This is a genomic window from Micromonospora sp. BQ32 (genome assembly GCF_059358895.1).
On the sequence record NZ_JCADBI010000027.1, the window covers coordinates 1 to 24,199 of the forward strand.

24 protein-coding genes and 2 pseudogenes are annotated in these 24,199 nt (G+C 68.0%); 8 read left to right on the forward strand and 18 right to left on the reverse strand.

The features are described 5' to 3' along the window. Positions 1 to 482: 482 nt before the first annotated feature. Positions 483 to 680: a hypothetical protein gene (locus AC5L30_RS31250; RefSeq protein ID WP_494871790.1), complete on the forward strand. Its 198-nt coding sequence runs from the start codon at positions 483 to 485 to the stop codon at positions 678 to 680. Between the two features lie 125 nt (positions 681 to 805). Further along, the gene (wrbA, locus tag AC5L30_RS31255) at positions 806 to 1,429 is read left to right on the forward strand and encodes an NAD(P)H:quinone oxidoreductase type IV (protein ID WP_494871714.1); all 624 of its coding nucleotides are present in this window, start codon (positions 806 to 808) and stop codon (positions 1,427 to 1,429) included. A 301-nt stretch (positions 1,430 to 1,730) separates the two neighbouring features. Here the strand turns inward: wrbA and AC5L30_RS31260 are convergent, their stop codons facing one another. Both AC5L30_RS31260 and AC5L30_RS31265 read right to left on the reverse strand, forming a co-directional pair. Beyond that, positions 1,731 to 1,904, reverse strand: a complete 174-nt coding sequence (locus AC5L30_RS31260) for a hypothetical protein (protein WP_494871716.1) — start codon at positions 1,902 to 1,904, stop codon at positions 1,731 to 1,733. A gap of 173 nt (positions 1,905 to 2,077) precedes the next feature. After that, positions 2,078 to 2,350 (reverse strand): DUF2625 family protein, encoded by a 273-nt coding sequence (locus AC5L30_RS31265; RefSeq protein ID WP_494871718.1) that lies wholly within the window; start codon positions 2,348 to 2,350, stop codon positions 2,078 to 2,080. A gap of 335 nt (positions 2,351 to 2,685) precedes the next feature. Between AC5L30_RS31265 and AC5L30_RS31270 the strand changes: the two genes are divergently transcribed. Both AC5L30_RS31270 and AC5L30_RS31275 read left to right on the forward strand, forming a co-directional pair. Beyond that, a complete protein-coding gene (locus AC5L30_RS31270; RefSeq protein ID WP_494871719.1) occupies positions 2,686 to 3,525 on the forward strand; it encodes an SDR family NAD(P)-dependent oxidoreductase in 840 nt (279 codons plus the stop codon). Between the two features lie 212 nt (positions 3,526 to 3,737). Continuing rightward, positions 3,738 to 3,854, forward strand: a pseudogene (locus tag AC5L30_RS31275) (integrase); the annotation flags it as partial. Positions 3,855 to 4,189: 335 nt separating this feature from the next. Here AC5L30_RS31275 and AC5L30_RS31280 read toward each other — a convergent pair. The 5 genes from AC5L30_RS31280 to AC5L30_RS31300 all read right to left on the reverse strand — a co-directional run bounded on the left by AC5L30_RS31280 (position 4,190) and on the right by AC5L30_RS31300 (position 7,560). Next, positions 4,190 to 5,251, reverse strand: a complete 1,062-nt coding sequence (locus tag AC5L30_RS31280) for an aldo/keto reductase (protein ID WP_494871721.1) — start codon at positions 5,249 to 5,251, stop codon at positions 4,190 to 4,192. Positions 5,252 to 5,269: 18 nt separating this feature from the next. Beyond that, positions 5,270 to 6,250 (reverse strand): alpha/beta fold hydrolase, encoded by a 981-nt coding sequence (locus tag AC5L30_RS31285; RefSeq protein ID WP_494871723.1) that lies wholly within the window; start codon positions 6,248 to 6,250, stop codon positions 5,270 to 5,272. Positions 6,251 to 6,290: 40 nt separating this feature from the next. Beyond that, positions 6,291 to 6,764: a cupin domain-containing protein gene (locus tag AC5L30_RS31290; RefSeq protein WP_494871724.1), complete on the reverse strand. Its 474-nt coding sequence runs from the start codon at positions 6,762 to 6,764 to the stop codon at positions 6,291 to 6,293. 404 nt (positions 6,765 to 7,168) lie between these two features. Next, a complete protein-coding gene (locus AC5L30_RS31295; protein ID WP_494871792.1) occupies positions 7,169 to 7,366 on the reverse strand; it encodes an SDR family oxidoreductase in 198 nt (65 codons plus the stop codon). 44 nt (positions 7,367 to 7,410) lie between these two features. After that, on the reverse strand, positions 7,411 to 7,560 hold the full coding sequence (locus AC5L30_RS31300) for a hypothetical protein (RefSeq protein WP_494871726.1): 150 nt from the start codon (positions 7,558 to 7,560) through the stop codon (positions 7,411 to 7,413). A gap of 90 nt (positions 7,561 to 7,650) precedes the next feature. On the opposite strand from AC5L30_RS31300, the gene AC5L30_RS31305 reads away from it, so the two are divergent. Beyond that, positions 7,651 to 8,142: a MarR family winged helix-turn-helix transcriptional regulator gene (locus tag AC5L30_RS31305; RefSeq protein ID WP_494871728.1), complete on the forward strand. Its 492-nt coding sequence runs from the start codon at positions 7,651 to 7,653 to the stop codon at positions 8,140 to 8,142. Here AC5L30_RS31305 and AC5L30_RS31310 read toward each other — a convergent pair. The 7 genes and pseudogenes from AC5L30_RS31310 to AC5L30_RS31340 all read right to left on the reverse strand — a co-directional run. Beyond that, on the reverse strand, positions 8,134 to 9,087 hold the full coding sequence (locus tag AC5L30_RS31310; RefSeq protein ID WP_494871730.1) for an alpha/beta hydrolase: 954 nt from the start codon (positions 9,085 to 9,087) through the stop codon (positions 8,134 to 8,136). The genes AC5L30_RS31305 and AC5L30_RS31310 overlap by 9 nt on opposite strands. Positions 9,088 to 9,595: 508 nt before the next feature. Continuing rightward, on the reverse strand, positions 9,596 to 10,039 hold the full coding sequence (locus tag AC5L30_RS31315) for a DUF6640 family protein (RefSeq protein WP_494871731.1): 444 nt from the start codon (positions 10,037 to 10,039) through the stop codon (positions 9,596 to 9,598). A 661-nt stretch (positions 10,040 to 10,700) separates the two neighbouring features. Then, complete coding sequence (locus AC5L30_RS31320) at positions 10,701 to 11,708, reverse strand: 1-aminocyclopropane-1-carboxylate deaminase (protein ID WP_494871732.1); 1,008 nt, start codon at positions 11,706 to 11,708, stop codon at positions 10,701 to 10,703. 188 nt (positions 11,709 to 11,896) lie between these two features. Further along, on the reverse strand, positions 11,897 to 14,818 hold the full coding sequence (locus AC5L30_RS31325) for an AfsR/SARP family transcriptional regulator (RefSeq protein ID WP_494871734.1): 2,922 nt from the start codon (positions 14,816 to 14,818) through the stop codon (positions 11,897 to 11,899). 119 nt (positions 14,819 to 14,937) lie between these two features. Continuing rightward, positions 14,938 to 15,771: an alpha/beta fold hydrolase gene (locus AC5L30_RS31330; RefSeq protein WP_494871736.1), complete on the reverse strand. Its 834-nt coding sequence runs from the start codon at positions 15,769 to 15,771 to the stop codon at positions 14,938 to 14,940. 48 nt (positions 15,772 to 15,819) lie between these two features. Beyond that, complete coding sequence (locus AC5L30_RS31335; RefSeq protein ID WP_494871737.1) at positions 15,820 to 16,521, reverse strand: alpha/beta fold hydrolase; 702 nt, start codon at positions 16,519 to 16,521, stop codon at positions 15,820 to 15,822. 677 nt (positions 16,522 to 17,198) lie between these two features. Next, positions 17,199 to 17,368, reverse strand: a pseudogene (locus AC5L30_RS31340) (IS701 family transposase); the annotation flags it as partial. A gap of 447 nt (positions 17,369 to 17,815) precedes the next feature. On the opposite strand from AC5L30_RS31340, the gene AC5L30_RS31345 reads away from it, so the two are divergent. Then, complete coding sequence (locus AC5L30_RS31345) at positions 17,816 to 17,896, forward strand: hypothetical protein (RefSeq protein WP_494871794.1); 81 nt, start codon at positions 17,816 to 17,818, stop codon at positions 17,894 to 17,896. A 26-nt stretch (positions 17,897 to 17,922) separates the two neighbouring features. Here the strand turns inward: AC5L30_RS31345 and AC5L30_RS31350 are convergent, their stop codons facing one another. Continuing rightward, positions 17,923 to 19,446 (reverse strand): GMC family oxidoreductase, encoded by a 1,524-nt coding sequence (locus AC5L30_RS31350; protein ID WP_494871739.1) that lies wholly within the window; start codon positions 19,444 to 19,446, stop codon positions 17,923 to 17,925. A gap of 121 nt (positions 19,447 to 19,567) precedes the next feature. On the opposite strand from AC5L30_RS31350, the gene AC5L30_RS31355 reads away from it, so the two are divergent. Continuing rightward, positions 19,568 to 20,095 carry a MarR family winged helix-turn-helix transcriptional regulator gene (locus AC5L30_RS31355; protein ID WP_494871741.1) on the forward strand — a complete coding sequence of 176 codons (528 nt, stop codon included), beginning with the start codon at positions 19,568 to 19,570 and terminating at the stop codon, positions 20,093 to 20,095. 40 nt (positions 20,096 to 20,135) lie between these two features. On the opposite strand, the gene AC5L30_RS31360 is transcribed toward AC5L30_RS31355, so the two are convergent. The 3 genes from AC5L30_RS31360 to AC5L30_RS31370 are packed head-to-tail and all read right to left on the reverse strand — an operon-like array spanning position 20,136 to position 23,794. Next, complete coding sequence (locus tag AC5L30_RS31360) at positions 20,136 to 21,215, reverse strand: LLM class flavin-dependent oxidoreductase (RefSeq protein ID WP_494871743.1); 1,080 nt, start codon at positions 21,213 to 21,215, stop codon at positions 20,136 to 20,138. Next, the gene (locus tag AC5L30_RS31365) at positions 21,205 to 23,511 is read right to left on the reverse strand and encodes an LLM class flavin-dependent oxidoreductase (RefSeq protein ID WP_494871745.1); all 2,307 of its coding nucleotides are present in this window, start codon (positions 23,509 to 23,511) and stop codon (positions 21,205 to 21,207) included. The genes AC5L30_RS31360 and AC5L30_RS31365 overlap by 11 nt, the downstream gene beginning before the upstream one ends. 16 nt (positions 23,512 to 23,527) lie before the next feature. Continuing rightward, a complete protein-coding gene (locus tag AC5L30_RS31370) occupies positions 23,528 to 23,794 on the reverse strand; it encodes a hypothetical protein (protein WP_494871747.1) in 267 nt (88 codons plus the stop codon). On the opposite strand from AC5L30_RS31370, the gene AC5L30_RS31375 reads away from it, so the two are divergent. Beyond that, the gene (locus AC5L30_RS31375; protein WP_494871748.1) at positions 23,775 to 24,188 is read left to right on the forward strand and encodes an SDR family oxidoreductase; all 414 of its coding nucleotides are present in this window, start codon (positions 23,775 to 23,777) and stop codon (positions 24,186 to 24,188) included. The genes AC5L30_RS31370 and AC5L30_RS31375 overlap by 20 nt on opposite strands. Positions 24,189 to 24,199 lie beyond the last annotated feature (11 nt).

Below are 24,199 nucleotides of genomic sequence, written 5' to 3' on the forward strand. Positions count from 1 at the left end.
CGCTCAGCCCACGTCAGATAGACACCCTGGCCGCCCTGTCGGAGGCGGTACTGGAGAGCATCCAGGACCAGGAGACGACCCCCAGGGCGGGCAAGCGGGGCGCATCCGCCGAGGCGTAGAGGCCGTGGCCCGCGTCCGGTATAACCTTTCCTTCGGATGGCCCGGGGCGGCCCGTCCCGGCGCTTCGCATCGACTGACGCGGTTTCAGTGGACGGCCGGCCGTTCGCTTTTATCCGTGAACTGTCACCTCACACTTCGTTTGAATACGCCGATTAAGTGATCAAAAGGGTCAGCGGTTGCAACGCCTGTTGCGTCGCGGTAGCGGCTCGGTTGTGCAGCTGCGGCGGGCGATGGCCGTGCTCGCCTCGGCCAAAGGGAACACCGTGCCAACGATCGCCCGCCTCGTGTAGGCGGGCGAGGACTCCGCGCGGCAGGGGAGGCCCAGCCTGGACCCTCAGTGGGCGGGTGGCCGCCCCCACCAGATCAGTCCTGACGATGAGGCTTCCATCGTCACGACGGCCAACACCCACCCGATGAAGCTCGGGCGCCCGTTCACGAGGTGGATCATCCGCAAACTCGCCGAGCACCTCGCCGGCAACCCAGACCGGGTCGTCACCCGGTCAACGTTGATGGTCACAGCACTGGGTGGAGCCTGGACGGCACCGCAACAGACACATTAAGCGATGTGTCGCGCGTCATTTTTAGGTGACGTGTCACCTCCGGGTGCCTACCATGGCCCTGAGCATCAAGCTGCGGACGACGCCATGACGCAGCCGATTCGGTTCGTTCGAGAGGAACATTTGCCATGTCCGACCCAGTGAAGCTTGCTTTGATCTACTACTCGTCGACCGGAACCGGCACGGCGATCGCCAACGAGATGGTCAAAGCAGCGGAATCCGCCGGCGCCGTCGTTCGTGTCCGCAAAGCCGCCGAGCTGGCGCCGCAAGCCGTGATCGACGCGAATGAACTCTGGGCCGCGCACCACGATGCCACGAACGAGATCCCAGCCCCCACGCTCGACGATGTCGCGTGGGCAGACGCGATCATTCTCGGCTCGCCGACCCGGTTCGGCAACGTCGCCGCTCAGCTCAAGCAGTTCCTCGACACCCTGTCGCCGCTGTGGTCGGCCGGACAGCTCGCTGACAAGGTCTACAGTGGCTTCACCTCAACCGGCACCCGGCACGGCGGGCACGAGTCCACCCTGCTGGCGATCTACAACAGTATTTACCACTTCGGCGGCATCATCGTGCCGCCCGGATACACCGACCCGGTGAAGTTCGTCGACGGCAACCCGTACGGCACTTCGCACCACGCCGAGTTCGGCCCCAACCTCGGCTCGATCAACGACGACACCCGCAACGCTGCTCGTCACCAGGCCGAACGCGTCGTGCGGATCACGACTGCGTTGAAGCGTGGGCTAGCGGTCTGACCCGCGACGGCATCCAGCCGACGGTCCCGGCGATCAATGGCGGTCGTCGGGACCGTTTCATTCATGGTGGGGACCGGCGCCGAAGCAGGCGTTGCCTTGAACCAGAGGCCCGAAACCCGTCGGCACAAGTGAATCGACCGAAGAAGCAACGCCGAGGTTTCGATTTCCGTGGCCTCCGGCCTGCCGCGTCAATTCAAGGGCTGACGAACATTGGCGCCATCATGACCGTAGCGCGAGCGTGACACTCGCGGCGAACGCGGCCAGCACAGCGCCGAACATCAGGGGTCGCCGGCCGTATCGGTCACTGAGCGCCCCGGTGATCAGGTACGCGGCACCAACCCGAGTACGGGCGCAGGTGGGGCAGGCGCAGCTGCCGCTCCAGGTCGTTCTCCTGGGTCATCGACGGCCGAAAAGCACCGGCCATGGCGGTGCCGCGCCAGGCCACGAGCGGGTCCTTGATGTGCAGCCGATTCATCCCGGTGTCCACCAAGACGTTCCGGCCGTCGTCTAGGCGGAGCAGGTACGCCGAGACCAGGAGATTAACCAGCTCCCGTCACTGAACCCTGGCGCGACGATCGCCGGACAGGCACCACGTCAGCCACTCGCTGTGCGACATTCTCATCCTCGTCCAACGCAAGGACGACGGATCTAGAGCACCCCACCGGGCACACCGAGCCGCGTCGCGCACCATTGACGAAAAACACACCACCCAAGACGTGCTGGGCTACGATCACACCCTGCGTCGGCATCTACCTGGATCCCATCAAACGCGAAACCATTTTCCTGCCCAATGCTGGGAAGACCCATCTCAGCACACGACGCGCCACCGAAAATACGCAGCCAACCGCCATGCAGCAGAATGCCGTCGGAATTCAACGCGATAGCACTCAACCAGGAGCTCGCCGCCTCCTGCAACTGCACGGGACTACCCGCGCCACCTCACCATCGGCCGGAATGACCCGCGGCGCCGGCAACGCTCCGCGACAACAAATCCAGCGACGACCACCACGAGGACTGACCATCCTCACCTGACAAACGGAACCCGGGTCAGCAAGTTCAGCGCTCGCCACGCGGGCCGGCTGCCGTCACCCGTCGGAGGCGCTCCGAACCCCGTGGTTACAGCGAGCACGGTCACACTCGTCAACCTTGACCCTCTCCCTGGGAGAAGGCCAACCGTTGTCACCAGGCCGCTTCGGTCAGCGGGATCGGAAACGGCCGAGAGAAGGTCCCTTCCCTGAAAGCAAGGATCAACCGAAATGAACACCTGGTTCATCACTGGCGGCACGCCGGGCGGGTTCGGCATGGCCTACGCCGAGGCCGCCCTGGAAAACGGCGACCGCGTTGCGTTGACCGCCAGACGGCCCGAAGAACTTCAGTCGTGGGCACAGCCGTACGGCGAGCGGGTCCTGGTCCTGCCGCTCGACGTCACCGATCCGAAGCTGGTCGAAGAATCGGTGCGTGCTGCCGAGGAGCACTTCGGCGGTATCGATGTGCTGGTCAACAATGCGGGCCGCGGCTGGTTCGGGTCGATCGAGGGCATGGCCGACGCCGACGTCCGGCGCATGTTCGAGCTGAACTACTTCGCCGTCCTGACGGTCCTTCGTGCGGTCCTACCCGGCATGCGGGCACGAGGCAGCGGATGGATCATCAACATGTCCTCAGTCGCCGGACTGCGCGGCATCGAAGGATTCGGCTATTACAGCGCCTCCAAGTACGCCCTCGAAGCGACCACCGAGGTGCTGCGCGGAGAGGTAGAACCGCTGGGCATCCGAGTGATGGCGGTCGAGCCGGGCGCCTTCCGCACCCGCGCCTACACCGGCTTCGCCGACGAAGCCGTCAAGGAGACCATCCCGGAATATCTGCCGACCCTCGAGAAGGTACGGGGCGTCATGATCGAACAGAACGGCAACCAGCCCGGTGACCCAGCCCGCGGGGCTCGCGCGGTGATCGCCGCCATGTCTCAGGAGACGCCTCCCCACCGGCTGGTCCTCGGCAGCGCCGGATTCGACGCGGTCGTCTCCACGCTGAAGGAAACCCTCGACGATGTCCGCTCCTCCGAAGCGCTCTCCCGGGGAGCCGACTTCCCCACCTCCTGAGGCGGCGCGCCGGGTGCAGTGAGGCTGTGCCCGGCCCCCGCATCGGCGGCGATCGAGGACATCAGGCCGGACGGAACAACTCGCACCTCACGACGGTCCGGGAACCCTGACGCTCGTAGACCGGCCGGCCCATCGGTGATGCCTAAAGGGTCGCCACACGCAGCCCGGACGGCGCCTCTCGGCGATCGCGGCCCAGGTGAGGAACGCATCCATACCGCGACGCCGGGGCCCGCCACCCTGACGTCCTGGCCGCTCAACGCTGCGGACGCGCGCGCGTCCGCAGCGAACGCCAACACCGCTGGGGCCAACCCGCTACCCGCGCGGCCTGACCCCAACCCGGCCAACGTTTCCGGTCAGAGCATTAGCGGCGATGTACGAGGCAGCCGTCCCCCTGCATCGCTCCGAGCAGTACGTGGTCCACGTCAGCGACAAGCACCCCGGCGTCTACACCTACAACGAGCGATGGCCAAGCGGAGCCGACTTGATCAGGCACATGGAAGAGGTTCAGCCAGTACCTGGAATTCGAGATCTCCTGGCTCCGGCCGATCGACGCGTGCCAGATCGAGCGTCCTCCCCGGAGGAGGCCCGATCATGACCGGATAGCGCCCGGCGCCGGCGAAAAATCGCCGGCGCCGGGCCTCTTTATCTCAAACATTGCTCTGTCTCAGCACTGCCGGGGTGGACCGACCACGCCGTTGATCGTCGCGCCCGCATGATGCCAAAGCGGAACCGTCGACTCGAGCATCGGGAACGGGAACGGGAGTTTCACCTTGGTCAGCTCATCGAGCCGGGCCAGGTCCTCTGCCGGGATCTCGACCTCCAGCGAGGCGAGGTTCGCCTCCAACTGCTCGACCGTACGGGCGCCGGTGATCGTCGTCGTCACCTCTTCCCGCCCGCACACCCACGCGAGGGCGACGGACGCGACCGAGGTCTTCAACTTCTTCGCGATGTCCGTCAACTCGTCGAGGAGCACGTACGTGGACTCCGGCAGCGCCTCGGACTTGCCCGTGGTGGCCCGGCCGGAATCAGCCGGCCGATGAACGGTCCGGGTGTATTTGCCGGACAGCACGCCTCCGCTGAGCGGGCTCCACGGGGTGACACCCAGGCCGAGCGCCCGTACGGCCGCGAACAGCTCGCCCTCGACCGTGCGCTCCAGCAGCGAATACTCCACCTGGATACCGGCGATAGCGCTCCACCCACGCAGTTCGGAGATGGTCACCATTCGCGCGACCGCCCAGGCGGGGGTGTCCGACAGCCCGATGTACCGGATCTTTCCGGCGCGAACCAGATCCTCGAGCGTGCCGAGAGTCTCTTCCAACGGGGTGTGCGGATCCAGGTTGTGCAGCCAGTAGAGGTCGATGTAATCCGTGCCGAGGCGACCCAGCGAGGCATCCACCTGGTGCATGATCGCCTTGCGTCCGGCCCCACCACCGTTGGGGTCGCCCGGGAACATGCTACCGGCGAACTTCGTCGCCAAGACGACACGGTCACGCCGGCCGGGACGCTTGGCGAAGAAGCCGCCAATCGATTCCTCCGAGCGCCCTTCCGTGTACCCGTTGGCGGTGTCCAGCGTGTTGCCGCCGGCGTCGAGGTAACGGTCGATGATCGCTTCGGACGTCCTCACGTCCGCGCCCCACGTCGGGTCGCCGAAATTCATCGTCCCGAGGGTGATCGGACTGACGCGCAAACCGGTCCTGCCGAAGGTGCGATAGTCAGTGAGTTGCATGATTCTCGCTTCGCCCGGTTACGGAAGGTCCTTGATGAACGCCAGGATGGCGTCTGTCACGGCCTGTGGCTGTTCCTCCGGCACCCAGTGCCCTGCCCCGGAAATAATGGTGGTGCCGCGGAATCCGGGGTGATTCTTCGTCAGGACCTTGACGAAATCCTGATAGTCGAACATCGAGCGAACCACGTCCTTCTCACCCAGGAGCAGCATCGAGGGCATGGAGAGCTTGACCGTCTCGAAGGGCGCGGTCAGTTCCCACGTGCGATCCAGGTTGCGGTAGAAGTTGAGCGACGCCGTGAATCCGTACTTGTCGAAGGAGTCCGCGAGCAGGTCGAAATATCGCTCGGACATCCAGTCGGGCAGACGCCCGGGATCGGGCCAGGTGTCGAGCAGTCCGTGGCCCGGCTGCACGATCATGCGCTCATCGGTCTCGCCTACCTCATAGCCGTACTGAAGTACGTCGAACGCGCCGCGCAGAGTAGCCCGCGGGTCGCGGTCGAACTCCGTGTCGACCGGTCCGACGTCTCGGATGTAGTCGAGGTAGAACCGCCTGCCGTCGGTGAACATGTCTCGCGAGACTGTGAGCATGCCGGCGGGACCCCGGGGAATCTGCGGCGGCCCGCTGATTCCGATAACACCGCGAACGAGGTCGGGTCGCATCATGGCGGTGCCCCACGCGGTCACGCTGCCCCAGTCGTGCCCGACGATGACCGCTTGGTCAGCCTCGACATGGGCCAGAAGCGCGACGAGATCCCCGACGAAGTGCAGAACCGTGTAGGCGTCGGCCTCGGCGGGATGGTCGCTGTTTCCGAAGCCTCGTAGGTCAGGTGCGATCACGCGGTAGCCGTTGGCCGTAAGGGCCTCGATCTGGTGATGCCACGAGTAGCTGCTCTCCGGCCAGCCGTGCAACAGGACGACGAGTGGACCGACGCCCTCGTCGATGTAAGCCACCCGGATGCCGTTCGCCGTGGTCTCGTGCTGGCGATATTGCTTTTTCAAAGCTCACTCTCCTCATGTGGTGCGTCGGCCTGATTGGCGATCAGGCCCAGTCGTCGCCCTTCGGCAGCAAGATCATGTTGTGAACCTTGAGGGCCTCCCCCATCGCCTCGAATCGCTCCTGCGTCCATTCCGGCGGCGGGTTGCCGGCCGGGTCGGGATCGTCGGCGTACTTGAGGAAGAACTGCTCGGCCCCGGCCGGCGTGTAGAACACCATCAGGGTGCCCGTGTCCGCGCCGATGTTCTTGAACCCGTGCCGGGTGAGCCGGGGGATGTACACAAAGTCGCCCGCACCGGCCTCGAAGGTTCCGGCGCCGTTGACGAAGCGGAACTCCCCGGACGCGATGTAGAAGGCCTCGTCCTCAGCCCCATGGGCGTGCGGGAAGTTGCCAAAGCCGGGCGCGACGTCCATCTCCATCAGACTGAGCTGACCGCCGGTCTGTTCGCCGGTCACCTTGACCTTGGCCTTCTCCCCACCGCCGTTGAGGAGTTTGAGCGGGCCCTCCTCCTTGCGCACCACGAAACCTCGCGCGGCGGTCCAGATCGGGTCGTCCTCAGCCGGAACGGGTACTTGCAGGTCCATACCAATTACCACCTTGATCGCTGTTGCCCGGCAATTTCGCTCTACCCAACCCGGAGCGAAGCGCGGGCGCCGACTGCGCTTTGGGTCAGCCGTTCGTGATTCGAAAAATTACTACCGGACACTGTGGAGCGCAAGAAAACATTGGCCATAGTCTTGTGAGTAACTACACCGGCCAAGTCTTGAACGAGCCTGAACACCGGACACTTTCATCCGTATCCGACGCGATCGAAAGCCGCCCGTGCACCCGACCGTAAGACGCGTCGCTGAAGACGCGAGCAAGGCCAGCATGATGAGGGGGCGGACATAAAAGTCTCACCCCCGAACAACGGGTTACCTCTTTAGTTGATTGCAAATTTCGAATGGTTTGCCGACCTCTCAGACCTCGGCCGCTCTGCGACGGTCCGAAAGCGTCGAAGGTGGCCCGTCGCTCCACCTTCGACGTTGACCCGCTGACCGGTGACAAATCTCGACTCGTCCGATACGAGGAACACCACCGCGCCGGCCACATCGGCCGGCTCTCCGACATAGGGCAGCATCTGGGAGCCCGGCAGCAACTGCGCCGGCGCGACCCTCGGGCGCGTCACGTCGCCGGAAGGTTGTGGCGCGGCAGGCGGCGGGACCAGTCCCGGACCATCCGGGCGCCTTCGGCAGCCATGGCCCGCACCCCGGCGAGCCCGAGACTGCCGGCCGCGCCGGTAACGATCGCCACTTTTTCCTTCAACCGGCCCATGATGCACCTCATCAGGTAGTTGAATATTCAGCTCGATGGCAACGATACCATCGGTGCTCGAACTTTCAACTACCTGTGCGAGGTCGAGAGATGACGGAGAGCCGGTGGCTGGACGACGAGGAGCAGCGGACGTGGCGCAGCTTCCTGATGGCCAGCAGACTGTTGTTCGATCGGCTGGAGCGGGACCTGAAACAGGATTCAGATCTTTCTTTCGCCTACTACGAAATCCTTACCCGGCTGTCGGAGGCTCCCGGGCGCTCGATGCGGATGGCCACCCTGGCGGCCGCGTGCGTCTTCGACCGCAGCAGGCTGAGCCACGCTGTCGACCGGCTGGTGAAGGAGGGCTGGGTCAGCCGGGTGCCTGCCGACGTGGACGGGCGAGGGCAACTGGCCGAACTCACCGACGAAGGCATGGAGCGGGTCCGGCAGGCCGCCCCCTTCCACGTCGAGCGGGTTCGTGCCCTGATGTTCGACCGCCTCACGCGAGAGCAGCAGACGACGCTAAGAGAGATCAGCGAAGTAGTGGCCTCCGGGATCACCGACATGGACAAGTTGACGAAGATGGGATGGCCGTCACCATGACACCTGGCGCCCACTCCCATCAGAGTGCGGCGATCCTGCCCTCGCACAGCTCGAGGTAGGTCGTCTCCAGAGCCTCGGCATGGGGGCCGAGCGCACCGGGGTGGCGATGTTGTGGCCGATACCCCAGGAGGCGGGGACGACGAAGCTGCTCGACCGGCCCAGCGACGACGTCACCACGGCGGTCCGATTGAGATCGATGAAGGTGTCGGCTTCCGAGGTGACCAAGCCGACCGACTTCGGCGCCCGCCTCGGCTCGCCGTCGAGGGTGCGGGCAATCCGCAGGTACTGCGACAGGGGCGCGTGCGAGAAGCCGCTGCTGTTGAAGTGGTCGGGCAGCAGCCGATTGCCGTACAGCACGATCACCGGCTTCACCTGCCATGCCGGCGCCTGCGACGCGGACGGGGCATAAATCGGTGACAGGGCCAGCAGACGGGCCAACGGCCGATGCGCCGTCAGCCAGGTCGCCAGCGCGGCGCCGCCCGAGATACCGACCAGCCCGGCCTCGTCGCCGAGGCCGACCGCAAGGTCCAGAGATTCCGAGGCGTACGCGAGAAGCTCGTCGACGTGCAACGCCGCCCGCGCCTTCGGGTCCGTGACACCGTGCCGGGGCGCGCGCGGAACGAACACGTCGTAGCCCTGGGCGTAGTAACGCTGGGCCAGCGACGAGAACTGGGCCGGGCATTCGGTATCACCGTGCAGCATCAGCACGGCCTTGGCCGCGCGCCCGGGATGGACCAGAGCCCGTGTACGGCACCCGGCAGTTACCGCCGAATCAGCCTCGTCCCGCGCGAACGTGTGAGCGACGCACGTCTGCGCCTCGGTGAACGAGACGGGATGGGCAGCGCCCTCGTCGAGGCCGAGCGGCCAAGCATAGATCGCGCTGACCGCCACCAGGACGGCAAGGAAAAGGGCGGCGCCGCCACGCAGAAACCACCGCAGGATCACGAAACAGCTGACGGACGGGGCAGCTCGAAGTTCACCTCTGAGGGCCCAGATCGCGCCATGCCGAGGCCGCAGAGGCGAGCAAGCGCCTGGCGCAGCGGGGCGAGCCCGAGCGGACCCAGATGAAGCGGGTCCCGGTGGAAGGGTCTTGAGATTGAGGACAGTTCCGTTTCGCCGCCTCGCCTCCTCGCGCCCTGCAATCAGACCCTTTCCCCAAGCTTGGCGGACGACGCCTGCCCGGGCCGCCCCAGGTATGCCCGGCCTGCTCCGCCACCTGCCAGCGGATCTTGATCTCCAGATCGGCGAGTACGCCGATGAGGAACCGGGCCCCAGTCCGGCGGGGTTCGACTCGGGCGAACCGGCCCGCGAACGAGCTGGTCAGCAGGTCGATGGTTCGTCGCCGGGGCAGGCTCCACGCTGTGGCTCTCGGCGACCGCAAGGTCTGATGCCCTGTCCACAACACAGACGATCATGCAGTGGCGTCCTCATGCCCTCGGAATCTGAGGCCACCTCACGAACGGCGGCTGCCGTGCTGGGTACCGATCCGGGGCTGGCGGGTGGACAACCAGTAGCCAGCCAATGTGAGCGCGATGAACAAGCTGGCCAGAAACAGGTTCAGCGGGATGCCGAACAGCAGCCCGACCTCACCCGGGAACTCCTCGACGCTCGTGCCTGGCACGAACAACGGCACAAAGAACGCAGCCCACACCACGACCGGCACGGCCGTCGCTACCCGAAGGCTCGTCGTCGGGTCCGCCGAGCGCCGCCACACCAGCCACAAACCTACGACCGACATCGCGATCCCGATCGCCAGCAACATCACTTCGTGGTAGCGGGCGTGCGGCGGCCAGTCCGCGTTGAACACGTGGCTGTCGTTGAAGTCGACAATCGTCGGACCCAGCAAGGTCGCGGCGAGCGCGACCGTCAGGATGATCTTGCCCGCACGCACGCCCATCGGCCGAATACTACGGGCAACGTCGCCGATCCTCACCCCCGGACTCCTGACTTTCGAGGTGCGGAGGCGGCGCCGGCAGATGAGGGCGCAGCCGAGCTTGAGCATGGCCTCTCGTGGATATCGTTATGGATTCCCAGCGGATGCTTAGCCGCCGGAACCAATGCAGAACGCGAAGCTTTGCTCGACCACTCAGCGCAGGTTGCCGAGCCCTGAGCCGTGCGCGGTGCCACGGCGGACAATGACTAGCGTGACGTCGTTGCGGTGCCGCCGGTCAGCAGCACCGAAAGCGGGCACGGCCGATGTCGTGTTCGTCAGCGTTGCACCGCAGCGGCAGGCGCTGCCGCTGCGCGTTGACCCTACGGCCGCCGGTCCTGGCCGCCGCCGCAGGTAGCACCGCGACGATCACCAGCAGCAGGCCAGACCAGAACCTGGCGTCGAACCTCTCGGCCGCGGCGGCCGCGGCCGCCCCACTGCGAAACCACTGAGACCCACACCGCCACGACCAGCGTCACGCCGGCCAACACGTACCGCCCGCCCCGCTGCACCCGCCGCCCGAACCGAACGCCACCATCTCGTCACGGCTTCCGATCTGACGTACGATCGACTGCCCTATACGGCACACACGTAAAGCCGAGGTGTCCTACCTGGCCGCCGCGGGAGCTCACTCGAAGGCGCTGCTGTATGCGTTGATGGCCGGTTGGCCGCCGAGATGGGCGTAGAGCACGTGGGAGTCCTTCGGGATGTCGCCGTTGCGGATTAAGTCGATCAGCCCAGCCATCGACTTCCCCTCGTACACCGGATCGATGATCATGCCCTCCAGGCGCCCGGTGAGCCGGATGGCGTCCACGGTGGAGTCGACCGGGATACCGTAGCGATCACCGGCCCACCCCGGCAGCACGGTGATCTCGTCGTCGCGCAGGTCGCGGTCGAGACCGATAAGTTGCGCGGTGTTGCGGGCGATCTTCTCGACCTGGGCCCGGGTTTCGTCGATCTTCGCCGAGGCGTCGATGCCGAGGATCCGGCGAGGCCGGTCCTGGCCGGCGAACCCGGCGATCATCCCGGCCTGGGTGCTGCCGGTGACGCTGCAGACGACGATGGTGTCGAAGAAGATGCCGAGTTCCCGCTCCTGCTGCTGGACCTCGGCCGCCCAGTTGGCGAACCCGAGGCCGCCGAGCGGGTGGTCGGATGCGCCGGCCGGGATCGCGTACGGTCTGCCGCCGGCGGCACGGACGCCGTCGAGGGCCTGGCGCCAGCTGTCCTTGAAGCCGATACCAAAGCCCTCCCGCACCAGGCGCACCTCCGCCCCCATGATGCGGGAGAGCAGGATGTTGCCCACCCGGTTGTTGACCGGGTCGGGCCAGTCGACCCAGCTCTCCTGCACCAGCACGGCCTTGAGGCCGGCGCGGGCGGCGACCGCGGCGACCTGCCGCGTGTGGTTGGACTGGACGCCACCAATGGTGACCAGGGTGTCCGCGCTCTGGGCCAGCGCGTCCGGCAGCAGATACTCCAGTTTGCGGGTTTTGTTGCCACCGAAGGCCAGTCCGCTGTTGCAGTCCTCACGTTTGGCCCAGATCCGGGCCCCGCCGAGATGGTCGCTGAGCCGATCCAGCGGGTGGACCGGACTGGGCCCGAAAAGCAACGGATATCGGGGGAACTCGCCTAGCATCATGCAACATATTGCATATGAATATGCGGCTACCTGTCAAGGTGCCCTGCGACGGATCTGAGCCCCAGGCCCTCGCCGCTCGTGAGCGTCGGGACGGGCGCTCGCTTCCACCAGAGCGGCGTGAGCCGCGCGGGGATCGGCCTGGTGACTGTCCGAGCCGTGAAGTAGAGCAATCTACAAACCCGCCGCGCTCACGTGATGGAACTCCGGCGGAGGATTTCAGCGGCCGCGGTCTGTTCCAGGCTCGTCAGGCGATCCTGGAGCTCGGCCACCTGGGGCACCCGGAGGTGACGAAGGAGGCCGAGCGCCTCCTGCCAAGCCGCCCGGGCACCGGCCTGGTCGCCCAGGGCCAGTGCGGTATCGCCCAGTTGCCGCAGGCAGTCGACCGAGTTCATGCGCCATCCGGTACGCCGGTAGATATGCACCGCCTGCTCGTAGCCAGCCCGGGACGCGGACAGATTCCTCTGGGCCCGATGGCCCTTGGCCATGGTCTCGTGACACAGACCCTGGCCGTTGAGGTCGCCGAGGGCCACGGCGATCGGCAGGGCCCGTTCGGCCAGATCCGTGCTGGTGTCGTATCGGCCGAGGCCGGAATAGGCATCGGCGAGAAGGCACAGCACGGAGACCTGGTTGGGCAGATCCTCCAGGGACTCGAAGAGGCGCAGGGCCCGCTCGTACCAGGCCACGGCATCGGGGTAGTTCTCCTGCGCGAAGCTGATCTGGCCGAGATTGCGGTACACCAGAGCCTGTTCCGGCCGGTAGCCGAGCCCGATGAACAGGTCGAGCGCTTCATGCAGATGCCGCGCCGCGGAGCCGTTGTCACCCAGCACGTGCTCGGCGCCGGCCAGGCTCCGCGCCATCTGAGCGCGGCCGATGTCGTCTCCGGCGGTGATGACCGCTTGCCGGCAGGCCCGGGCCACCGTCGCCCAGTCATGCCACCAGCCCTCGTGCTGATAGAACGTCTGCAGACTCAGCGCCAGCTGCCAGGCCGACCTCGGGTGGCCGTCGTCGATCAGGCGGTGGATCAGGGCCTTGAGGACGTGCCGGTCGGCGTTGAGCCAGGCGATGGCTCCGGTGACATCGCTCAGCCGGCCGACGACCACCGCCTCCAGCACCTTCGGCGGGTCCAGCGCCAGGCTGGGGGTCATCATCGTGGCAGCCACGTATGCCGTCTGCCGGTAGTGGTTGGCGAGCCGGCCGAACGCCTGCTCCCTGGCCTCGCCGTCCTCGTGCAGCTGGACGAGCTCCTGGGCGTAGGCCCGGATGAGGTCGTGCGTGGTGAAGCGGCCGGGCGTGTGTTCGGCGAGCAGCCCGGTTCGGACCAGCTCGCTGACGAGCAGCCGGGCGTCGCCCACCGACACCCCGGCCAGACTGGCCGTCGCCGCGACAGTGATGTCCGGCCCGGGATGCAGCGACAGCAGGCGGAATGTGCGGGCCGCACGGGTGCCGAGCATCCGGTACGACCAAGAGAAGATGGCCCGGATGTCGTTGCCCATGTCGGAGAAACCGTCCAGGCTGCCCTGGGCGTCGCGCAGCTCACGGGCGACGGCGGTCAGCGAGTGGTCCGGATGGGCCAGGGCCCGGCCGGCGACCACGGCCAGGGCCAGCGGGAGCCGTCCGCAGCGTTCGACGATCTCCGCCAGGGCCGCCGGGTCCGCGGCGGTGCGCGCCGCGCCGATCCGCGAGGTCAAGAAGGTACGCGCATCCTCCGGCGACAGCACGTCGAGCGTCATGAGGTGGGCCCCCTGCGCCGTGGCCAGCCCGGTAAGGCGCTTGCGGCTGGTGACCAGCACCAGGCAACCGGGAGCGCCGGGCAGCAGCGGACGGACCTGCTCGACGCTGTGGGCGTTGTCCAGCACGACCAGGACGCGGCGGCCGGCCAGGGCACTGCGGTACAGGCCGGACCGGGCGTGGTGGCTCGCGGGAATGTCGGCGTCGGGAACGCCGAGAGCGTTGAGGAAGCCCTGCAGGGCCTCGGCCGGATGCAGCACGGACTGCTCGGCGTCGAAGCCCTGCAGATCGACATAGAGCTGCCCGTCGGGGTACGCGTCGGCCAGTTGATGGGCGAGGTGGATGGCCAGCGAGGTCTTCCCGATGCCGGGGATCCCGTCGATGGCGAGCACCGGCATCGATGCCTGCGTCAGGACGTGACCGTTGACCAGGCTGAGCGTGCGGCGCTGGGCCTCGTCCCGGCCGGTGAAGTAAGGAAGGTCGGCCGGCAATTGCGCGGGCAGCACCTCGATGAGCGAGGGCGCCCGGGCGGTCCGGGCCCGGCCCGGGTGCGGACCGGAGGACCCGGACTCGGCGGCCTCCTGCGCCGCGGATCCGGCAGCGCTCTGCCGCAGCACCAGCTGATACGCCTCGCGCAGCTCCGGACCCGGGTCCACGCCCAGTTCGTCGGCGAGCCGGCGGCGCACGTTCTGGTACAGCGCGATCCCCTCCGCCTGCTGGCCGTCCGCGGACAACGCGAGCAGGAGCTGGGCTTGGAGTGCCTCGTCCCACGGGCGGTGCTCCGCCACGCGCCGCAGCACGGGCAGCACGGACCGGGCCCGGTCCACGCGCAACGCCAACGCGGCGGCCTCGCGGGCCAGGTCGGCACATTCGTGGTCGATGGCGCTGAACGCCAGGTGGTCGTTCGCCCCGAGGTCCGTCGCCCCGCCGCAGGGACCACGCCACAGGGCGAGGGCCCCCTCATAGGCCGACATCGCCTCGGCCAGCCGTCCGGCGCCCTGGTCCGACCGGCCCTGCTCGGCCAGCGCCCGCATGCGCAACAGGTCCAGGTTGTCGGCGTCGACCTGCAACCGGTAACCGGCGGGGCCGCCCAGCAGCCAGCGCCCGGCGGACCGGGCCGGCAGCTCGGGTTCGAACAGCCGCCGCAGGGCGCCCACGTAGCGGTGCACGACATTCACGGCGCTCCGCGGTGGCCGCTGGCCCCACAGGACCTCGGCGATGTCGCTGAGGCCGACGGGCTGTCCGGCGTTGGCCAGCAGCAGACCCAGTATCAGCCGTTGCTGGCGGGGACCGAGATCTACCTCCGCGCCCCGGCGCCAGACCCGCACCGGTCCGAGCACGCCGAAACACAGCGCCGTTCGATCGTCATGTGTGACAGGCACGAGCCCATCCCCTCCGTCTGCCTGGGAGCCGTCGCCACCGGAAGCGCACCCGGCCGAAGGGCCGGCCCGGCATGACGGCCGCCGGTGAGGCCGTCATGCCGGGCGTCCGCCCCGATGGCTCAGCGGGTGGTGGCGCGGGCCGCTTCGTCGATCAGGTCGGCCACCGCTTCGGGCTCGGAGACCGTCACCGCGTGCGAGGCGTTGATCTCCACCGTGCGGGACTGGGCCCGCTGGGCCATGAACCGCATCGACTCCGCCGGGATGGCCAGATCCTGCCGGGTCACCATGAACCACGACCGGATCGACTTCCACGCCGTCCTCGTCGCCTTCTCATCCAGCGCCGCGGCCGTGATCGGACGCTGCGTGGCCGCCATCAGCGCCGTCTCCCGACGCGGCACGTCCGCCGCGAACACCCGCCGGAACTGGTCCTGCTTGATATACAGATCCGTGCCCACCCCGGCGCCCGGCACCGTCACCGGCACCTGGCTCAGCGCCTCACCCAACTGCCCACCCGGGAACTTCGCCGCCAGAGCAGACGTGCTCTCGCCCTTGTCCAGGGCGAAACTGGCGATATACACCAGCGCCTTGACGTCCTTGTCACCGTCAGCGGCCTGACTCATCACCGAGCCGCCGTACGAGTGGCCGGCCAGCACGATCGGGCCCGGCACGCTGGCCAGCACACTGCGCACATACTCAGCATCCGAGTGCAGACCCCGCAACGGATTCGCCGCGGCGACCACCGGGTAGCCGTCGCGTTTGAGGTTCCGGATGACGCCGTTCCAGCTCGAGGAGTCGGCGAACGCGCCGTGCACCAGCACCACCGTGGGCTTGACCCACGGGCGGTGTCCGGTGACCGCCTGCGCGGAGCCGGCGATGAGCGCTGCGGCGGCAACGCCTGCGGCGATGGCGGCCCAGGAGGCCATCGGCCTCGACATACGCGAGAAGAGTCTCATGGCAGTTGTCCTTTCGGTTCGGTCACTGGTGGAAGGAAGCGTGGAGCCTCAGGCGACGGCTGCGGCTCGGAGGATGAAGTCGGCCACCGCCTGCGGCTGGGACGCCGGGAGGGCGTGGGACGCCCCCGCAACCTCGACCGACTCCCGGGCGTTGGCCCGCTCGGCCATGAACCGGAACGTCTCGAGCGGGATGGCCAGGTCACGTTCCGGCGAGATGAACCAGGACGGAATCGTCTTCCAGGCCGGCTCGCCCGACGCCTCGTTGAGGGCGTTGGTGTTGAAAGGGCGCTGCGTGACTGCGGCCAGCTCAGCCTGGTCGAACGGCAGGTCGGCAGCGAAGTGCTCGTGGTAGCACTCCGCGAGGACATAGACGTCGGCGGTCCCGTCGGCCAAGGGCACCTCGTAGAGGTGATCGCCGAGAGTGGCGCCCGGGAACTTGCCGAGCAGGTCCGGCGTGGTCTCGCCCTTGTCCGGGGCCAGCGCGGCCACGTACACCAGGGCCTTGACGTTGTCGTTGCCGACCGCGGCGTTGGAGGCGACAGCACCGCCGTACGAGTGACCGACCAGCACGACCGGGCCCTCGATGGTGGCGATGAGACCGGACACGGCGGCGGCGTCCGAGGTGAGACTGCGCAGCGGGTTGGCGGCCGCGATGGTGCGGTGACCGGCCGCCCGGAGCCGGCTGATGACACCGTTCCAGCTGGCGGACTCGGCGAAGGCACCGTGGACAAGGACGATGGTGGGTTTCATGGGGACTCGGCTCCCTGGTGCTCGATGAATTCGGTGGCGGTCCGACCGGCGGGCCGCTGATGGATCCACAATCGCCGCCCGGGCGGCCGGCCGAATCAGTCATTCGCCCTCGGCCGGGTGACGGGGCCGGACCGGCAGCAGCGCCGAAATGTCCCAATAGTCCGATGTGATGGGCCGGTCTGAGCGGTCACGGGTCTCAGGCGGGGACGCGCGGCCCGAGGGCAGCGGCCGACCGGGCGCGACCCGGTTAAGTCATTCGACAGATAGCGTCCCGGTCGCCCGGATCAGCGCCCGGCCCGGCAACGACAAACGCGGCCGGACGCGAGTGGTTGCGCGTCCGACCGCGATCAGGGGCGTGGACATACCTGTAGGACGTAACCAGGCACTGAACGAGCTGTTCGTGGCCTGGGTCACAGCCGGCGGGCCGGCGAGCGCCTAGTACTCCAGCCGCACCTGGTGAAGTTGGAGTCTTCGCTGACAGTAGGCTGTTTTGGCGCGGTACTGGTGTCGGCGTCGCCATCGTGACCATCGATGAATTTCGGCGAAGGCCTGAGTCGTGGTGATCAGGTGTGCCAGGAGACGTCGGACCTCGCCGAGGGTGAGGGGAATGAGGCCGTCATCGGATTCGGCGCCCCCTTTTGGCGTGGGCGGCGGTGACGGCGAGGTAGGCGTGGGCGCAGGTAGTAGGCCAGGTCCGTGGGGTCGGTGATGCTGCGTCGGATCAGCAGCCAGTGGCCGTACCCGTCGACCGTAGCGGGCAGGGAGGCCACGGCCAGTCGTAGAGTCGTGGCCCTTTGGCGCCGTCGCCGCAGCTGCGACGCTTCCATGCCAGGGCCGGCGCGTTGGCGGCGAGGACGTCCGGGCGTGAGTTGCCCACCAGCGGCGACAGCAACCCAACCAGGCAAATTCAGCGCCTGCCGGCGCGGCTCCGCACGCCCGAACCGGTGCGCGAATCGCGCCAGCAGATCATCCAGACCGGCCCGCCAGTCCACAATCTCATCGATCAACACAAGCACGGGAGCCTGCCCGCCCTGCGACTGGCCACAACAGACAGACGATGCGACCACGCAACCTACCCACCGAATAACATCGACATTCGCAGCTACGCGGCAGGCTCAACTACGACATCGATCATGCCGGTGAGCTGCCAAAACTCCAGATCAGGCAACTGCGGCTGGAGTACTAACCCCCCGCGAGCGGGAAGTGACAGTACTGCTCAGCGACGGACTGACCAACACCGAGCTGGCCCGGCGCCTCTACATCCCCGAAAACCGCCGCCGTTCACGTCTCGAACATCCTGCGGAAGCTGGGCGTCTCGTCCCGGACCGAGGTGGGCGACCTCGTCGGCGGCACTGACCGCCTGTGGCGTGGGTAGTCGTCCTGCCGGGACGGGCGCCCCGCTCACCGGGTTCCGAGGATGAGATCGGCAGCGCGTTCCCCGATCATCAAGGTGGCCGCGGCGGTGTTGCCCGCGGGCGTCGTCGGCATGACCGAGGCGTCCGCGACCCGCAGCCCGGTGACGCCGTGCACGAGCAGCTGCGGGTCGACGACGGCCAGCGGGTCGGTGCCGATGCGCGCCGTGCCGACCTGGTGATGACCACTGTCCGCCGAGGCCCGGACATAGTCCCGGAGTGCGTCCCGGCTGACGCGGTCACGACCGGGGTAGACCTCGGAGGTGATCCAGTCAGCGAGCGCGGGGTGCCGGGCGATGTCGCGCAGTGATTCGAGGTGGTCGACGATGGCCTCGATGTCGCGAGGGTCGGACAGGATGCCGGGGTCGACGAGGAGCGGGTCGCCGGGGTTCGCGGAGCGCAGTCGCACCTGGCCCTGGCTGTGCGGGTGCAGCAGGATCGCCAGCGCGGTAAACCCCTGCTCCGGCAGGTTCTCCGTGATGGTGGAGTAGACGAAGGAAACGAAGACCGCCTGATGGTCGGGCTGGGTCGCCCCGGTGTCTGCGGAGTCGGAGATGACCTGGGCCTCGATGCCGGTCATCCGGGGTGTCGGGACAGCGCGCCCGCTCTCCCACACGACGGGGCTGCCGACGTGGTCGCGGAGGTTCCGGCCGACACCGGGCAGGTCCGCCACCACCGCGATGCCGTGCTGACGCAACTCGGCGGAGGCGCCGATGCCGGACAGCATGAGGAGCTGGGGCGTGCCGAAGGTTCCGGCGGAGAGCACGACCTCCCTAGCGGCGCGGATGACGTGGCGCTCGCCGTCGTGGACGTACTCCACCCCGACCGCTCGGCCGTTCTCGATGACGATCTTCGTGACCAGCGCGTCGGTGATGACCCGCAGGAGCGGGGAGTCGGCTACCGGGCCCACGTACGCCCGCCATGCCGTTACCCGGTTCCCGCCGTCGACCGTGGCCTGGGTGTAACTGGCCCCACGGCTGTTCCCGACGTTGTAGTCGTCGTTGAAGCGATGTCCGGCCTGGACCGCGGCGTCGACGAAGGCGGTTACCAGGGGGTCCGGGTCGGTGTTGCGGTGCACATGCAGCGGGCCGCCGGTGCCGCGGGCGCCGTCGGTCGCCCCGTCGTAGTTCTCGAGCCGACGGAAGTAGGGTTCGACCTCGCGCCAGGACCAGCCGGTCGCGCCGGCCGCGGCCCACCCGTCGTAGTCGCTGTGCGCACCACGGATGTACAACATGCCGTTGAGGATTGTGCTGCCGCCGAGGCTCTTGCCGCGGGGCTGGTAGAGCACGCGGTCGTTGGCGTGCGGCTGCGGCACGGTGGACAGCGACCAGTCAACCTCACTGGCGAAGAGTGCGCCCGCACCGAACGGGCTACCGATTTCGGGCCGCCCGTCCGCAGGGCCGGCCTCGACGACGGTGACGCGGTGTCCAGCATCGATGAGCCGCCGTACGACGACGGAGCCGGCGGTTCCGCCACCAACGACCACGACGTCGGCGCTTTCAATGGTTGTCATGTCTTGTGCCTCTTTCGGCTTTGAGGGCTGGCCACTGCAGCCAGCTCAACAAGCATGTTCACCAAATGATTGCGTCGACAACCTATGTAGTGGGCAACACACCGCCTGGTAGAGTTGGCGCATGTCCGACACCCACGCGTGCGACCTGGCAGCCGACCGCCAGCGCGGTTCGAACTTCGGGTGGTCTCTCGGCATGGTGCTGCGCCGCTGGCACGAGTACGTGGAGGAGGCACTGAAGGACCTGCCCCACGGCAGTCGCGGATATCACATCTTGGCCGTGGTCGTCCACGAAGAGGTGCCGACACAGGCGGCCCTGGCGTCCCGCCTGGTGATTGACCGCAGTGTGCTGACATACGTGATCGACGACCTGGAGAACGCCGGCCTCATCGAGCGGCAGCTGGACCCGCGCGACCGCCGCGCCCGCCGGATCGTGGCCACCGAGCGCGGGCGGCTGGCCCTCGCCGACGCGGAGCAGCGGGTCGCGCACGCCGAGGACCATGTGCTGGCCGGGCTGCCGGAGGAGCAGCGTGTCACCTTCCGTGACTTCGCCGACCGCGCCGCCGAGGCGATTCAGGCCGTCGCACCCGGCACGGACCCCTGCGCCGCGGTGGCCAGCGTCAGCGACCCGACGCAGCGGTCCACCCGCTGACTCAGACCGGGCCGATGCCGGAGTGTGGTCCTCCTGTCGTTCACTCGGTCGCCGTGCCGGCGTAGCGGGGAGTTGGGACGGAGAGTTCCTTGCGGAGTACCGGTGCGACCTCGGTGGCGAGACGCTGCACGGACGCGAGCAGCTGCGCCTGGGGCATCCCGCCGAAGCCGACGTGCAGGAGGAGCCGGCTGATGCCGTACGCCTCGTGGTAGGCGGCGACCTTGTCGATCACCTCCTGCGCACTGCCCACCACGAGGGCACCCTGTGGGCCGGTGAAGGAGTCGAACTTCTCCGGGCTGAGCACGAATCCCTGGCCCCGCTGGTGGTTGTTGTCCCGGAACCCTGCGGTGAAATGCGGGTACATGGTCCGGCGCGCCTCCTGGCTGGTGCGGCCGACGTACCCCTGCACGGACACGCCGACCCGCAGCGTCGCCGGGTCGCGCCCCGCCTGTTCGGCCGCTCGTCGATAGAGGGTGACGTTGCCGGCGTGGCCGCCGACCGCCCCGAGCAGGACGCCGAGCATCAGCGGCAGCCCTCGGGCGCCGGTCTCCACCGCCGAGGCGGGGCTGCCGCCGACACCGACCCAGATCGGCAGCTTCTCCTGCAACGACCGAGGTGCGATGTCGGCCCCCTGCAGTGGCGGACGGAAGCGTCCGCCCGACCAGGTGAGAGGGTTTCTCTCGCGGATCCGGAGCAGCAGGTCGAGCTTCTCCCGGAACAGTTCCGTGTAGTCGGCGAGGTCGTAGCCGAACAGCGGGAACGATTCGGTGTACGAGCCACGTCCGGCGATGATCTCCGCACGGCCGCCGGAGAGCAGGTCCAGTGTGGCGAACTGCTCCCAGACACGGACCGGGTCGTCGGAGCTGAGCACGGTGACAGCGCTGGTGAGGCGGATCCGGCGGGTGTGTTCCGCCATCGCCGCCAGCACCATCGGTGGTGCCGTTGCGACGAAGTCGGAGCGGTGGTGCTCCCCGACGCCGATGACATCCAAGCCGCCCTGGTCGGCCACCTTGGCGAGTTCGACGAGGCTGCGCAGGTGCTGGCGCGGCTCGGGCAGCCGGCCGGTGGCCGGGTCGGCGGTGAGTTCACCGAACGTGATCAAGCCGATCTCAAGCGACATTGTCGGTCTCCTCTCCGGTCTGCTGGGCAGGTGCCGGTGGAATCGGGAAGTTGCGGTTGAAGATGTTGTCCGGGTCGTATGTGGCCTTGACGGCGCGCAGCCGGCTGAGGGTGGGCTCGGGCCAGGCGTCCAGTAGTCGCTTCGGGTCGGTGTCCGATTCGAAGCTGAGGTACATGCCGTCGAGGTGCTCGTACAAGTCGGCCCAGAGCTTGTCGAGTCGGGGCCTGCGGTCCGGGACCGTGGCGGCGAGTACCGAGAAGTTCTGCTCCCGGTGCGGGTAGGCGGTGGCGTCGCGGGCGACGTCGTTGACCGCTCCGCCGACGGAACGGAACTGCATGATCATCACGTCACCGGAGCCGATCATCGTTGCCATGACCTCCGCCGCCTGCGCTGTGATGTGATGCAGCAGGCCGCTGTGGGTGTCGTTCAGCCCCTGGCCCCGATGCTGGTTGCCGGGCGGTGCGACGATCGCCGGATACGGCACAAGCTGGGCCTGCTGGTCCAGGATCGGCCCGATCTGCAGGTACGGGCTCAGGGCGGCCTGCGCCGCTTCGATGTCGTCTCCGGCGTAGACCAGGGTGACCTGGGCCATCGGTGGGTTGCCACGACGTGCAGGGAACAGGGAGAGGAAGCTGGTCAGCTCCCGCGGCGCCTCCTCGATAAGCCGGCCCCACCGGCCGAGCAGCTCGGCGGTGTCGCTCGCGTCGACCACGAGTTGGCCGTAGACGACGTTGTCGACCTCGTATGCCTCCAGTTCGAGCGCAGTAACGACGCCGAAGTTGCCGCCGGCGCCGCGAACAGCCCAGAACAGCTCAGGGTGATGGTGTTCGTCCACCCGGAGCAGGCTGCCGTCCGCCGTGACGATCTCGGCGGCGACGACGTGGTCGATGGTCAGGCCGTACTTGCGCACCAGGTAGCCGACACCGGCGGTGGTGGCCAGGCCACCGACGCCCACGTCGCCGTAGTCCCCCGAACTCATCGCCAGCCCGGCCGGGGCGAGCGCCTGAGCGACGTGCCCCCAGCGGGCTCCCGGCTCCAGGCGGACCCGGCGGGTGACCCGGTCGAGCACCTCGACCTTGGCCATGGCGGACATGTCGACAACGATTCCGCCATCGTTCGTCGACCGGCCGCTGATGCCGTGCCCGCCGCTACGGACGGAGAGCGGGAGCTGCTGCGTCCGCGCGTAGGCCACGGCGTCGACCACCTCTGCCGCGTCTCGAGGGCGGATCACCAGAGCCGGAGACCCCTGCCAGCTGTAGCTGTGGCGGACCCGCTCGTACTCCGGGTCGCCGGGCTCGACGGACCTCGCGGCCAGCGACGCGGGCAGCGCGTCGTAGTCGAGGCCCGGCTGGCGCTTGGCCAGAGCGACGCTCGACCGGACCCGGCCGGTCACGGTCGCACCGCCTGAGCGCGCCTTGGCCACCGCCTCCCGCAGCGCGGGGGCGATCTCCTGCCCGAACGCCTCGATGAGGCGTGGGTCGTCACGCCCGATCAGGAAGGTGCTGAACCCCTCCTCCAGCACCAGCGGGAGGAGCTGTTCGACCCACTGCTCGGCCGGCCCCTGAAGAAAACCGCGGCTACGCGACGAGACGTCGACCTTGAACAGGTTCAGCAGCCGGCGGATCTGCCGCGGGTCTCGCCCGGCCGCCACCGCCGCCTCGTCGATGAGCCGGTTGGCGGTGGCCCGGTCCGGCGACCGGAGGTACTCCAGGGTGGGCAACCAACCGTCGGCCCTCTGGCCGGTCAACTCCAGCATCCGGGGCTGGTACGCGCCGAGCCAGATGTTGATGTCGTGCTCCGGCGCCGGGCCGCGCTGCATGCCGGGAATCGGGTAGTACTTTCCCTCGCGCTGCAGCGGCCCGGCGACGCCGTCGTCCCAGACGCCACGCAGGACGTCGATCGCCTCGCGCAGCGCCGCGACGCCCTGCCCGGCGGTCAGCCGACGTGCGCCCATCCCCTCGATCCCGTCCCAGAAGGCGCCGGCGCCGAGGCCGAGCTCGAACCGGCCGTGCGACAGCCGGTCCAGGCTCGCCGCGGCCCGAGCCAGGACGGCCGGCGGGCGCAGCGGCAGGCTCAGGACGTTCGCGGAAACCCGTAGCCGCTCCGTCCGGGCAGCCACCCAGCTCAGCAGAGTCCAGGTGTCGAGGAACTCAGCGTTGTAGGGATGGTCCTGGAAGGTGGCGAGGTCCAGCCTCACCGCCTCGGTCAGCTCCGCCAACGCCACCACCCGGTCCGGGTCCTGCGCATTCGGCGTGAGGAACGTCCCGAACAGGAGATCGTGTCCGTAATCGGGCATTGCGGTACCACCAATCTCACTCGCTGGTCGAATTCAGTCCGTTGATCCACAACTCGTTTGCAGGACCAAGTATTCCAGATGTATTGGTCACAACATGAGTTGTCAAACAGATGATCTGCGGCACATGCTCAATCACCAGCACGGCACCCACACCAGGGCGCGCTGACCGTCGAAGCGAGGGGATCATGGAACACTTACTGGCCAGGTCGCGGTCGTCACCGGCGCCGCCCAGGGCATCGGAGCCGCCACGGTTCCAGTTCGACGTGAACGTCTTCGGGGTCATCCTGGCCACCCGGGAGGCCGTGCGGCATTTCGGCCCGAACGGCGGCAACGTCGTCAACATCAGCTCGACCGCCGTGCACATGTCCCAGCCGAATCTGATGATCTACACCGCCACGAGGAGTGCCGTCGAGGCCATCACCCGGGTACTGGCCAAGGAACTCGGCCCGCGGCAGATCCGGGTGAACGCCGTGGCGCCCGGCGGAACGGAGACCGAGGGTGGGCACGAGCACGGGCTCATCGACAGCCCGTACCTCAAGCAGTTGATCGCCCAGACCCCGCTCGCCCGGCTCGGCCAGCCCTCGGACATCGCCGGCGTCGTCACCTTCCTCGCCGGCCCGGATGCCCGGTGGCTGACCGGAGAGGTCATCCTGGCCTCGGGCGGCCTGCGACCGTAGGCCGCGTCCAC